The organism is Streptococcus sp. 1F3 (assembly GCF_054968985.1).
In genome coordinates this window covers 1-12,849 of record NZ_JBUEQR010000109.1, presented here as the reverse complement: position 1 = coordinate 12,849, position 12,849 = coordinate 1, and the positions used below count along the sequence as shown (strand labels likewise).

Below are 12,849 nucleotides of genomic sequence, written 5' to 3'. Positions count from 1 at the left end.
AAAGTCATGGAGTTACTACCAAAATATAACTCGGTGACAGAATGTCTGAATAATGTTTTTTAAAGCGAAATGACTATACAATACACAACGTTATCAAACTAAATTAAACAACCTAACTCCTTGGGAATTCAGGAATCAGGTTGCTTAATATCTTTTATTATTTGACTGTCTACTTGATAGGGAGCCGTTCATTATGGGGAGTGAGGTTTTCTGCGATATAATCCAGTTTTTTCTGGCGTGTCTTGTGTTTGAAGGTGGCTTCGGCGGACATGGCGCTCGATTTATCGGGGAAGGTTTCATGGTAGAGAAGTTCAACAGGTCTGCGGCTCTGAGGGCGGGTGTATTTGGCCCCTCTCCCCCTATTGTGGGTGGCAATCCTTTTGTTGAGGTCATTCGTATAACCAGTGTAGAGACTATCATCTGCACATCGGAGCACGTACATGTAATGCCTATCCTTTTCCAAAGTAAATCTCCTCGATTTCTTTTGTATATTTCCCATTTTCTTGGTGAACGACTAGGGGTGGTAGAATCTTCAAGCCCTCCAAGGAACCGTCTTTAATGGCTTCAATTAAGAGCATATTGGCAGCTTTATTGGCTTTTGGATGGATAAATTGAAGTCGTTTGGGAGCTAGGTTGTGGGCTTTCATCGTATCAATTATTTCAAGGAGGCGTTCTGGTCGATGGACCATGGCTAAGCGACCATTTGATTTGAGTGCATGCCGGCTGATCTCACAAATGTCTTCCAGATTGGTGGTGATTTCGTGGCGAGCCAATAAATAATGCTCACTAGCTTTCAGGTTTGGTTGTTGTTCAACCTTGAAGTAAGGAGGATTGCAGAGAATCAAATCCACCTGTGAACGCGGAACATAAAGGAGCAGGTGTTTGAGATCATCGTGAACCATCTCTACCTGTTCCTCTAATTGATTGAGAATAATGGAGCGTTTTGCCATCTCTGCCAACCGTTCTTGGAGCTCAATGAGGATAATCTTTGCCTGAGTTTGAGTAGAAGCAAAGAGACCAACTGCCCCATTTCCACTACATAGGTCTACAATAAGTCCTTTTTGGGGCAATTTTGGAAAACGAGATAAAAGGACACTATCAATAGAGTAGCTAAAGACTTCTTTGTTTTGAATAATTTTGACATCGGTAGAAAAGAGTTGGTCGATTCTTTCTCCTGTTTGTAATCTTGGCTTGTTCATACATCTATTATAGCATATTGTTACGGCAGATGAAAAAACTTTGTCAGTTCCTAAAATATGGTATAATAGGAGGGAAATCAGCAAAGGAGAGTGCAATGTTTTATTCCTACTTACGAAGTTTATTAGTCTTTTTACTATGGGCGGTTAATGGCAATATCCATTATCATGACAGGGAGAAAATCTTACCGCAAGATGAGAATTATATCCTTGTCGCGCCACATAGAACTTTCTGGGATCCAGTCTTTTTAGGATATGCCTCAGCACCCAAGCAGTTTATTTTTATGGCTAAAAAAGAATTGTTCAAGGATCGTGGATTTGGTTGGTGGATTAGCAAGTGTGGTGCCTTTCCAATTGATCGTGAAAATCCAGGAACTGCTGCTATAAAATACCCCGTTAACATGCTGAAAAAAAGCAATCGTTCTCTGGTCATGTTTCCGTCAGGAAGCCGCCATTCCAGTGAATTAAAGGGGGGTGTGGCTGTTATTGCTAAGACAGCTAAAGTGAAAATTATGCCTGCTACCTATATTGGACCGATGAAATTAAAACATCTACTCTTGGGCGATCGCATTGACGTTGCCTTTGGAAACCCTATTGATATTTCCGATATTAAACGTCTAGATGAAGCAGGAATCGCAGAAGTAACCCATCGCATTGAGTCAGAGTTCAATCGTTTGGACGACCTTGCCCGCTCTGCCCAGATAGGCAAGAAACGCAAGGGCTACTGGACCTTTATCTACCGCCTACCAGTCTTGGTTCTTGTCGTGCTTGTCCTAGGTTTGACCTATCTTTTTAGCTATCTTGCAAGTTTCGTTTGGCAACCAGATACCAATTTAGACAAATAAATCCCCAAAAACTCGTCTTGTACGAGTTTTTTGATCGTTTTTACGAATAAATAGGTGGAGGTAAAAATATGTCTGAAAAATGGATACAGTTTTTGCATAAGTATCGATTTTTACTTGTGCTAGTGGTGGGTGGTCTTGTGCTATTGATGACTTTTCTTTTCCTGTTTCTGAGAGAGCAGACGGAGGAAGCAGTGACTACGACAGAATTAGCACCTTTAGTAGATAGGAGCGAGCAGGTGGTAGAGTCCTCCTCTAGTACACAGCCCCTAGAGGATTTGATGGTTGATGTCAAGGGAGCAGTCAAGAAACCAGGGATTTATTATCTAGCGGTAGGTAGTCGTATCTATGATGCAGTGGAGGCTGCGGGTGGCTTGACAGAGGAGGCTGATTCTAAGTCTATCAATCTAGCCCAGAAGGTGAGCGATGAGGGGGTGATTTATGTAGCGACCAAGGAGGAGGCTATATCTGTTGTACCTGCTACAACTAGAGTTGAGACAGGTGGAGCTGGGGGAGAAAAAGCAGATCTGGTGAATCTCAATACTGCAACAGAAGCAGAATTACAAACCATCTCAGGTATCGGTGCTAAGCGTGCAGCAGATATTATTGCCTATCGTGAGAGTAGGGGATATTTTCAATCGGTTGACGATCTGAAGGGAGTAGCTGGAATTGGGAATAAGAGTTTGGAGAAGATTCGTCCCTATGTCACAGTTGAGTAAAGTTCTTCCTCTTTCTCTTATTCATTTAGCGGTCTTATTAGTAGCTCTCTACTTTGCTATATACCGCATGTCTTTCTTGTCTGTTGTGATGCTGGTGGGAATGTTTACTCTTTTTTATGTCCAGCAGGGCAGGAGAAAGACTTGCAAGCTTATCCCTATTGTAGTCTGTTTTTCGATCCTGTTTGGCTTGCAACAGATGAAAATGGTAATGGACGATGCCTCTACTCCGGAAGACATTCACCATTTATATATCAAACCAGATACCATTCAAGTCAATGGTGATCGCCTCTCATTTCGTGCGACATCGTCAGGATATCAGTACCTTGTTTTTTATCAATTAAAAAGTCAAGAGGAGCAGGCTTATTTCAAAAACCTATCAAGTTTGGTGAGTTTCGAGGTGGTAGCGACAGTGTCCACTCCAGACAGCCAGCGAAATTTTAAGGGTTTTGACTATCGAGATTATCTGAGGACGCAGGGAATTTATCGGATAGTCACGATTCGTCAGATTAAGAAGATTCAAGAGCAGGTCTCATGGAATCCTTTGGATTGGGTCTCCCTGCTTCGGCGAAGGTTCTTGGTATACATTAAGGATCATTTTCCAAATCCAATGCGACACTATATGACAGGGCTCTTATTTGGAGAGTTGGACAAGGAATTTGAGCAGATGAGTGACCTGTATTCGAGCCTAGGCATCATTCATTTATTTGCGCTTTCTGGTATGCAGGTCGGCTTTTTTGTAGATCGTTTCCGCTTTCTTTTCTTACGCTTTGGAGTAAGAAAGGAAATCGTAGATTGGCTACAAGTCCCCTTTTCCTTTCTGTATGCAGGGGTGACAGGGTTTTCTGTCTCAGTCAACCGTTCCCTTTTACAACAATTTTTTGCCAATAAGGGAATGAGTAAGCTGGATAATATGGCTTGTACCCTTATCCTTTCTTTTCTACTGATGCCCCATTTTTTATTAACTGTAGGAGGTGTCTTGAGCTTTGCCTATGCCTTTTTACTGACTGTTTTCGATTTTGAAAACTTGCTGTCTTATAAGAGAGTGCTTGTAGAAAGTTTGATCATTTCGCTCGGCATGTTCCCGTTCTTCATTTATTATTTTTATGGTTTTCAACCCTTGTCCATTCCCTTGACCGTTCTTTTTTCTTTTCTTTTTGATGTTGTTTTGTTGCCTGGTTTGAGCCTTATCTTTCTTCTTTCTCCATTGATAAAACTCACGCAGGTTAATGTTCTTTTTGTGTGGTTAGAAGCCTGCATTCAGTGGGTAGTAGATTTGGGATTAAAACCCTTAATTTTTGGGAAACCGACAGTGATAGGCCTCCTTGTCTTGATGTTTGCGGTACTTTTGATGTATGACCTGTATCAGAATTGGAAATGGCGTCTGGGGCTCATTAGTTTAGTCTTTTTGCTGATTTTTATGACCAAGTATCCCTTGGAGAACGAGGTAACAGTAGTGGATGTTGGACAGGGAGATAGTATTTTTCTGAGGGATATGAGAGGGCGGACTGTTTTGATTGATGTGGGTGGTAGAGTTAGTGGTGCTTGGCAGGAAGTTTGGCAACAAAAGACAAGTCAAGCAAATGCAGAACGAACCCTGATTCCTTATCTTCATAGCCGGGGTGTCGATAGGATTGATTACGTGATTCTGACCCATGCCCATGCGGATCATATAGGGGATTTGGTAGAAGTGGCTAGAGAAGTGGATATTGGCAAGATTTATATTTCTGAAGAAAGCGCTACTAGTCCCGAGCTAATGAAGAGCATCAATAAGATAAAGAGGCGATCCCAGCTAGTAAAAATAGGAGATAAGATTCCCATATGTGACGGTTTTTTACAGGTACTTTATCCTTATCAGCAGGAAAAAGAGGTCAATAATACTTCAGTTGTGCTATATGGTGAATTATTGCAGACTCGTTTTCTATTTACAGGGGATTTGGAAGATGGCGAGTTGGAGTTGATAAAAGGGTATCCCCAGTTGTCTGTCGATGTGTTAAAGGTAGGGCATCATGGCTCAAAAAGCTCTTCTTCTCCAGCATTTTTGGACGCTATTTCCCCAAGGATTGCTTTGATTTCAGTGGGGAAAGACAACCGTTATAGGCACCCTCATCAGGAAACCTTGGAGCGTTTTCAAGAACGGCAGATACAGGTATTTCGGACAGACCAACAAGGGGCTATCCGTTTTAGAGGCTGGAAGAAGTGGAGGATTGAGACGGTGAGATAGTCGCTCGAGTTGACTGAGGAGCTTTCTTGATGGTCTGTATAATACTCAATATTCTAGTGGTTTTCTAATCTTTCTTTGTTCCCATTTGTGGAAGAGATTTCAACATGGTATAATGGTTATCAGTATGTTTTGTTTTTCACAAACTTAGAAAGGTTAGGAATGTAAGATGATTTCCTATCAACCATTAAATTTATATCGTCAATTTAAGGAAGCAGCAGAGCGGTTTCCAGAAGTTGCCATTGTCTTTGATCAGCCTTATCCGTCTTTTCCTGAATTAGGGCTTGAAACTACCTATGCACAAGTTTTTGCTGCGATCCAACAAAGGGCTTACCAGTTAGCGGCTTGGGGAGTGTCATATGGGGATAAGGTCATGTTTTATAAAAGCCCTGCATTTGATACCTATTTACTAGCAGTTGCTGCAACAGCCTTGGGGGCCATTCCGGTAATGCCCTCTTATCACTTGCCAGCTAGTACTATAGATGTCTTTGCTGAGCGCTTAGAGCATTCCTTTATCGTTTTTGATGAGGAGACTGCAGGGCGCGTGGCGGCAATGGAGCGTAAGGATCTGGTGACGACACTGGCAATTACAGAATTGTTGGCATTGCCTGCTAATCCTGTTGCTGAAAACTTGCTTCCTGAAGATGTTATCCAGTATATGACCCATACCTCTGGAACGACAGGGATTCCTAAGTTAATCTGTCACACAGCGCAGACCATGGGCTGGCGCGTGGCATGGCAACAGACTATTTTTGAAAAGATGAGTGAACGACAGTTACTGGCTTTCCACATTTCTCCCGTTCACTCACGCTACAATATTGGGGTTTCTTCTGCTATTGGACTTGGCTTTCCCTTGCTCCCCTTGTCGTCTGCTAAAGCCCAAGACCTCACAAAGAGTTTGGAACACTACAGACCAATGGCGCTTGAAACCCATCCTAATCATTTTGTGCAATGGGCGCAACTGGCAAAGAAAAATCCATCGATTTTTTCAAGTATCCGTTACTATCACTCCACTTTTGATGCTATCAATATCGGGACCTTGCGGGCTTTTTTAGAGGCTTCTAAGGCAAATAATCCAGTCTTTATGCAGGTATATGGTCAGAGTGAATGTGGACCGATGATTTTGAAGTACCACCGTCTAGAAACCCTTGGTCAGACAAGTGGTCGCGATATGGGGGTTGGTCTTAAAGGGTATACAAAGGCACAAATTACAGATGAAAATGGTCAGCCCCTGCCAGCTGGTCAAAATGGTCATATTCAACTCCTATCAAGGGGAAGAGCAGTGACGTATTATAAGGAGGACGCTCGTTTCCAGGAAAATGTTTATGGGGACTGGTGGGATAGTGGCGATTATGGCTGTATGACCGAGGAAGGCACCCTGCTGTTGAAAGACCGTCAGGTCGATGTGATAGAGTCAATCGATAGTAATCTTGCCTTGGAAGATTTCCTATTGGATCGGTTGGATTTCTTGTCAGAAGTTGTGATTATTCGTGATGCTAATGGTGCTCCGCAACCCATTATTGCCCTTGTAGAGGGTGCAGATATGGACTGGGAAGCCTGGTGGCATCAGGTGGCGGATCTGCCTTTGCTTAAGGAACCAATCTTGATGGCTTATGAAGATATCCCACGGACTGCAACCATGAAAGTCCAACGCTTGAAAATGGAAGCCGAGATGAGAATGAAGAATCTCTAGTCTCCTTTTGGAAATGGGATAGAGATGCAAAGAGAAGTTAAGGGAGGGGTCTTTTATTGTGATTCTGAAATCTTAAGCGCCTCTTCCATTTATTCGCTTCTATATTCAATCAAGATCACATTCAGATGAGGTGATGTAGTTATAGATAGAACGTGTTACTCTTCTTGTTTTCTTTTTTATACTCTTTAAAAATCAAAAGGATACTTCGTCAACTTGCCTTGGTGAAGGCTCGTTATACCTTCGGCTTCGATTATAAGGAAATTAGCGGTGCTACTCTCATTTCCAACTGATTTTTATTGAGTATTAAACTCGTGAAAAGAGCTTTAGTGGCTCTTTTTTTGGTATAATGGGAGAAGAAATGCGAGGGAAGTATGACCATTATTGATGAGATTCAGAAAATAAAGAAAGAGAATGTAGGACTACTGACCGTTTTGACTGGGGAAGATGTTGGACAATTTCAACTGGCTAAGGAAGCGCTTCTAAAACAAATTGGTTTTGATAGCAGTGATTTGACCTATGCCTACTTTGATATGTCAGAGATAGACTACGCTCAAGTGGAACTGGATTTAGTATCCCTGCCTTTTTTCTCAGATGAAAAGATTGTCATCTTGGACTATTTTGCCGATGTGACAACCAGTAAAAAACGTTATTTGAGCGATGAGGAATTGAAGAAATTTGAGGATTATTTGAGCCAGCCAGTTGAAACAACGAGGGTCATTGTCATTGCTGGAGGAAAGCTCGATAGCAAACGTCGCTTGGTCAAACTCTTGAAACGTGATGGTCTGGTCTTGGAAGCAAATCATCTCAAAGAAGCGGAACTTCGACAGTTTTTTATGCAGGCTGTTGAGAAAATGGGGCTGAGTATGGACAATAAGGTTATGGACCATCTCTTGGTCAAGTCCAATCTGGATTTTGCAGAAATCCATAAAAATCTTGCTTTTTTACAGTCTTATAAAGGAAGAGACCGGATTAGTCTAGATGATATTGAACAGGCTATTCCTAAAAGCTTGCAGGACAATCTCTTTGATATGAGCCAACTCCTTCTGCAGGGCAAGATTGATCAAGCCAGAAGTTTGGTGCGAGATTTGCGTCTGCAAGGAGAAGATGAGATTAAGCTAACAGCTATTTTACTCAATCAATTTCGTTTGTTTTTACAGGTCCAGCTCTTATACAAAGAGGGCTTGAGCGAGCAGCATATGGTGACCGAATTATCAGGCATTACGGGACGTAAAATCAATCCTTTTCAGGTCAAGTTTGCCCTGCGGGATTCACGTTCTTTATCAGTATCTTTTCTCAAAGAAGTAGTGCAAGTCTTAATTGAGACGGACTATCAAATGAAACAAGGACAGTTTGACAAGGATTATCTCTTTGACATCGCCCTGTTAAAAATTGCTAGCGCCTCCCGTTAGAATCTGGTTTTATAAATGACTATCTTGTCTCAAGATAGAGTGTGGATCAGTTATCAGACAAAAAAATTGAAAAGGCTCTCAAATTGCGGTAGAATAAGAAGTATAGAAGATTAAAGGAGGCCGAATATGGCAATTATTTTACCAGATTTACCATACGCTTACGATGCCCTTGAACCACATATTGATATGGAAACCATGACGTTACATCATGACAAGCATCATGCAACTTACGTTGCCAATGCAAATGTGGCACTTGAAAAACATCCAGAAATTGGTGAGGACTTGGTGGCTCTCCTTTCAGATGTAGATCAGATTCCAGCAGATATTCGTCAAGCCTTAATTAACAATGGTGGTGGTCACTTGAACCATGCTCTTTTCTGGGAGTTGTTGTCACCAGAAAAAACAGAGGTTCCGGCAGAACTAGCAGCAGATATCGCAACGACATTTGGTTCATTTGAAGACTTCCAAGCAGCGTTTACAACGGCAGCGACTACTCGTTTTGGTTCAGGTTGGGCTTTCTTGGTTGTCAATAAGGAAGGAAAGTTAGAAATTGTATCAACTGCGAACCAAGATACACCCATTATGAATGGTTTAACTCCAATCTTGGCACTTGATGTGTGGGAACATGCTTATTACTTGAACTATCGCAATGTTCGTCCGAATTACATCAAGGCATTCTTTGAAATCATTAATTGGACCAAAGTAAACGAACTGTACCAAGCAGCTAAGTAGAATAGGATAAAAAACAATCCTTTACTTGTGAATATAGCATCTTATAAAGACTTGGTCCTAGCATCTCTCCTATCTCTTATTTAGGGTGTTTCTGCAGGCTTTGATGAGAAGGACAAGCAAGTCTAGACACTACGGGGAGTAGTGATTCGTTAAAAAAGAAAGAGATTAGCGTGGGCTAATCTTTTTTACTTATTTGATAAACATAGCATCACCAAAGCTAAAGAAGCGGTACTCGCTTTCGATGGCGTGTTGGTAGGCTTCAAGGATAAATGAGCGCCCTGCAAAGGCAGATACCAGCATGACTAAGGTGGATTTTGGTAAATGGAAATTAGTTGAAAAGGCATCGACTATCTTAAATTGATAGCCTGGTTTGATGAAAATGTTGGTCCAACCAGCATCAGCTTCAATATTTCCGTCAAATTTATTGCCGATGGTCTCTAAGGTACGGATAGAGGTAGTACCAACTGCGACGATGCGGTGACCAGAAGCCTTGACTTCTCGTAGGGTCGCTGCAGCTTCTTCTGATAAGCTATAAAATTCCGAGTGCATTTCATGCTCGTCTAGATTGTCAACAGATACAGGGCGGAAAGTTCCAAGTCCGACATGGAGGGTCAAATAGACCAGCTTGACCCCTTTTGCTTCAATTTTTTCCAGTAATTCTTGGGTGAAATGAAGTCCTGCTGTCGGTGCGGCAGCAGAGCCATTTTCCTTAGCATAGACGGTTTGGTAGCGTTCGCGGTCATCAAGTTTTTCATGAATATAGGGCGGGAGAGGCATTTCTCCAAGGCTTTCTAACACTTCAAGAAAAATGCCATTGTAGGTAAATGTTACGATACGTCCACCGTGATCTAACTCTTGGACGATGGTTGCAGATAGGCGGCCATCGCCAAAGGAAATCCTTGTGCCTACTTTAAGACGTTTGGCTGGTTTAGCAAGTACTTCCCATTGGTCTCCTTGAGTGTTTTTGAGAAGCAGTAATTCTACATGTCCCCCGGTGTCGGTCTTTTCACCGTAGAGACGGGCTGGGAGGACTCGGGTATTGTTCATCACGAGGGCATCTCCCGCTTCCAGCTCCTCTATAATCTGATCGAAATGAGCGTCCACCATCGTTTGTTTTTTGTGATCCAGTATCAGTAGGCGCGAAGCGTCACGCTGTTCAAGTGGGACTTGGGCAATGAGGTGTTCAGGTAAATGAAAGTTAAAATCGGCAGTATTCATGGGTCTCCTTAATTCATTGAAGGTAGGGGTAAGAAATAGATCAATACAAGTAGGGGAAGGGCAATGAGCAGGCTTCCAAAGACAAATAAAGGAATCCAGATCCAAGTCTTTTCCTTCATGAAGTAGGCAAGGATATCAAGGAGGATTCCAACGAGAAAAAGAATCAATAATAGCAGGGTCATTCGCTCTAGCTCCTCTGAGAATAGTTCCATTTATTATATCATAAATCAGCAGTCAGGTCTTGACAAAAATTGGACGATACCCTATAATGGAATAAGAGAAATGGTATATACCAAAAACAAAACAAAGGAGATTCGCATGAAAGTTGTTCGTGTCAAAGACCAGGTTGAAGGGGGGGCTGTTGCCCTAGAATTATTACAAGAAGAATTAAAAGCGGGAGCTAAGGTCCTAGGCCTTGCGACAGGTTCAACTCCGGTTGAATTTTATAAGCAAGTGGTTGCAAGTGATCTTGACTTTTCAGACCTTGTATCCGTCAACTTGGATGAGTATGTGGGACTTGGTAGCGAAAGTGACCAGTCTTATGTCTACTTCATGAATCAGCATTTGTTTGATAAGAAGCCGTTCAAGGTATCCTATTTACCAAATGGTCTAGCTGAGAACTTGGAGGCAGAAGTGGAGCGCTATAATGCCTTGCTAGCAGAGTATCCAGTTGATGTCCAAATTTTAGGAATTGGTCGCAATGGACATATCGGCTTCAATGAGCCTGGCTCTCCGTTTGATGGTTTGACACGGGTGGTTGATCTAACACCTTCTACCATCGAAGCCAATAGTCGCTTCTTTGAAAAGAAAGAAGATGTGCCCACGCAGGCGATTTCCATGGGAATTGCCTCTATCATGTCTGCCAAGACAGTCGTCTTGATGGCTTATGGGGCAGATAAGGCTGATGCTGTGTATCAGATGCTTCAAGGACCAGTGACAGAAGAGGTCCCAGCAAGTATTTTGCAACGCCATGCCAATGTGTATGTTATCGTAGATGAAGAAGCTGCTGAACGTTTGGAAGATTAGGAGCAAGAAGAGACTGAATTGATTCGGTTTCAGAACGTAGGCAAACCCTCTAAGCGACAGAAAAATAGCAAATTCAAAGTGTGAATATCATCTTGAAGTAACTCTTAAAAATACTGATATAGCGGTGTTTCTAAGAGTTTTTCTATTTTTTAGCAAAAGAAAAAAGATGAAAGAACATTAGTCGAAATAGACTTTTTCTTTAATCTGGACTGAATTGATTCAATCTTTTTTGTAGACTAATATGATGGGCATTTTCTGGATGTGGTACAATAAGACTATGCGGTTAGATAAGTGTTTAGAAAAGGCGGGTTTGGGCTCGCGGAATCAGATTAAAAAATTGCTCAAAGCCCAGCAAGTAAGGGTGGACGGAAGACTTGCAAGAGCTACTAATCAGATTGTAGACCCTGGTTTACAGGTAATTGAAGTGGCAGGTAGACAGGTGGATCTGGAACCTCCTGTCTACTACTTGCTCAATAAACCAGCAGGTGTGGTATCTGCAGTGTCAGATGCCCAGCACCAGACCGTGATTGATCTGATTGCAGAAAAGGATAGACGCTTGGGGCTTTATCCTATTGGACGTCTGGATAGGGATACGGAGGGGCTTTTACTCATTACGAATAATGGTCCGTTGGGGTTTCGAATGCTACATCCCAAATACCACGTAGACAAGGTCTATTATGTAGAGGTTAATGGCAGGCTGGCTCCTGATGCAGTTGCCTTTTTCCAGAAAGGCATCCGCTTTTTAGATGGGACAGTTTGCCGGCCTGCTAGGCTAGACATTTTATCAAGAGCAGCTAGCGCTAGTTGTGCAAGGGTTCAGATTGCTGAAGGAAAATTTCATCAGGTTAAGAAGATGTTCTTGGCCTATGGGGTCAAGGTGACCTATTTGAAGCGCCTTTCGTTTGGAGCATTTATCTTGGAAGATGATCTACCAGTGGGTGCCTATCGAGGATTGACGAATGAGGAAAAGGAAACCTTAAAACAGTATCTGGACTAGGGAAGAGATGAGCATCCTTTTATACTCATTTAGTTTAACTTTTATTCCTTCGACGATTGTGGAAACTCCGTTTCTCTATTTCCAACTTCCAATCATCTTCTAGATGATTGGAACTCGCTTTGCCGTACTCCACGATTGTTACTGACTATCGTCAGTATGATTTCCAACCTTCAACAGTCATTAGACTGTTGAAGCAGCCTGCAGCTCGTTGCCTAGTACTAAAAGTAAACTAAACAACTATATAGTCATTTCGTTTTAAGAGAAATACGATACAAAGTCCGTCAAGAACTCAAGGTAAAATTAGGAAAACTTGCGAAGATGTCTTTTGAGAGGTTGCAAAGGTGTACCATAGCTTTAGAGCTAGCAACAGTTTATCTATTTTACACAGAGTTCAGTTGAAATGTAGGAAATAGCCAGCTAGCTACCGCCAGTAAACTGTATGTCCATCCATTTCTGTTCTATTCTTTTTTATAGTCAATAAACATCAAAAGTAGACTAGCTTTCACAATTAAAAATTGTGAAAGGTTGGAAATGAGAGTAGCATCGCTCATTTCCTAATAATCGAAGCCGAAGGTAGAACGATCCTTCACCAAGGCAAGTTGACGAAGGATCCTTTTGATTTTTAAAGAGTATTACACAGTTTTTAGCCCGAGCTCAGTTCCATTGTACCGATAGACTAAAGACTATAAAAATCAAAAAGCTGAAAAAATAAAGGAAGCTAGACAATGTGGCTCTTTGTCAACTGTAGTGGGTTGATGAAAAGCTAACATCGTGAGAGGACGAACTTCGTTCTCTCTTT

Annotated in this window: 12 protein-coding genes and 1 pseudogene; 9 read left to right on the top strand and 4 right to left on the bottom strand. The window is 42.0% G+C overall.

Annotation, left to right across the window (positions count from 1 at the left end):
* Positions 1 to 79 precede the first annotated feature (79 nt).
* Positions 80 to 148: pseudogene (locus tag ACVPON_RS09415) on the top strand (IS3 family transposase); the annotation flags it as partial.
* 21 nt (positions 149 to 169) lie between these two features.
* Here the strand turns inward: ACVPON_RS09415 and ACVPON_RS09410 are convergent.
* Positions 170 to 442, bottom strand: coding sequence for a GIY-YIG nuclease family protein (locus ACVPON_RS09410; protein ID WP_462878371.1), 273 nt, complete (start codon positions 440 to 442; stop codon positions 170 to 172).
* Positions 443 to 449: 7 nt separating this feature from the next.
* Positions 450 to 1,199 carry a tRNA1(Val) (adenine(37)-N6)-methyltransferase gene (locus tag ACVPON_RS09405; protein ID WP_462878370.1) on the bottom strand — a complete coding sequence of 250 codons (750 nt, stop codon included), beginning with the start codon at positions 1,197 to 1,199 and terminating at the stop codon, positions 450 to 452.
* 95 nt (positions 1,200 to 1,294) lie between these two features.
* Between ACVPON_RS09405 and ACVPON_RS09400 the strand changes: the two genes are divergently transcribed.
* The 6 genes from ACVPON_RS09400 (at position 1,295) to sodA (ending at position 8,809) form a co-directional block, all read left to right on the top strand.
* Positions 1,295 to 2,041 (top strand): lysophospholipid acyltransferase family protein, encoded by a 747-nt coding sequence (locus ACVPON_RS09400; protein ID WP_462878369.1) that lies wholly within the window; start codon positions 1,295 to 1,297, stop codon positions 2,039 to 2,041.
* 68 nt (positions 2,042 to 2,109) lie between these two features.
* A complete protein-coding gene (locus ACVPON_RS09395; protein ID WP_462878368.1) occupies positions 2,110 to 2,757 on the top strand; it encodes a helix-hairpin-helix domain-containing protein in 648 nt (215 codons plus the stop codon).
* Positions 2,741 to 4,978: a DNA internalization-related competence protein ComEC/Rec2 gene (locus tag ACVPON_RS09390; RefSeq protein WP_462878367.1), complete on the top strand. Its 2,238-nt coding sequence runs from the start codon at positions 2,741 to 2,743 to the stop codon at positions 4,976 to 4,978. Before ACVPON_RS09395 ends, ACVPON_RS09390 begins: the two co-directional genes overlap by 17 nt.
* 166 nt (positions 4,979 to 5,144) lie before the next feature.
* Positions 5,145 to 6,668 carry an AMP-binding protein gene (locus ACVPON_RS09385; RefSeq protein ID WP_462878366.1) on the top strand — a complete coding sequence of 508 codons (1,524 nt, stop codon included), beginning with the start codon at positions 5,145 to 5,147 and terminating at the stop codon, positions 6,666 to 6,668.
* A 371-nt stretch (positions 6,669 to 7,039) separates the two neighbouring features.
* Complete coding sequence (gene holA, locus ACVPON_RS09380) at positions 7,040 to 8,077, top strand: DNA polymerase III subunit delta (RefSeq protein ID WP_462878365.1); 1,038 nt, start codon at positions 7,040 to 7,042, stop codon at positions 8,075 to 8,077.
* Positions 8,078 to 8,203: 126 nt separating this feature from the next.
* Positions 8,204 to 8,809, top strand: coding sequence for a superoxide dismutase SodA (gene sodA, locus ACVPON_RS09375; RefSeq protein WP_462878364.1), 606 nt, complete (start codon positions 8,204 to 8,206; stop codon positions 8,807 to 8,809).
* Positions 8,810 to 8,998: 189 nt separating this feature from the next.
* On the opposite strand, the gene queA is transcribed toward sodA, so the two are convergent.
* On the bottom strand, positions 8,999 to 10,027 hold the full coding sequence (queA, locus tag ACVPON_RS09370; protein WP_462878363.1) for a tRNA preQ1(34) S-adenosylmethionine ribosyltransferase-isomerase QueA: 1,029 nt from the start codon (positions 10,025 to 10,027) through the stop codon (positions 8,999 to 9,001).
* 8 nt (positions 10,028 to 10,035) lie between these two features.
* Complete coding sequence (locus ACVPON_RS09365; RefSeq protein WP_462878362.1) at positions 10,036 to 10,239, bottom strand: hypothetical protein; 204 nt, start codon at positions 10,237 to 10,239, stop codon at positions 10,036 to 10,038.
* 106 nt (positions 10,240 to 10,345) lie between these two features.
* Here ACVPON_RS09365 and ACVPON_RS09360 point away from each other — a divergent pair, with 106 nt between their 5' ends.
* The gene (locus ACVPON_RS09360) at positions 10,346 to 11,053 is read left to right on the top strand and encodes a glucosamine-6-phosphate deaminase (RefSeq protein ID WP_462878361.1); all 708 of its coding nucleotides are present in this window, start codon (positions 10,346 to 10,348) and stop codon (positions 11,051 to 11,053) included.
* Positions 11,054 to 11,330: 277 nt separating this feature from the next.
* Positions 11,331 to 12,050, top strand: coding sequence for a 16S rRNA pseudouridine(516) synthase (locus tag ACVPON_RS09355; RefSeq protein ID WP_462878360.1), 720 nt, complete (start codon positions 11,331 to 11,333; stop codon positions 12,048 to 12,050).
* The last annotated feature ends 799 nt before the right edge of the window (positions 12,051 to 12,849 follow it).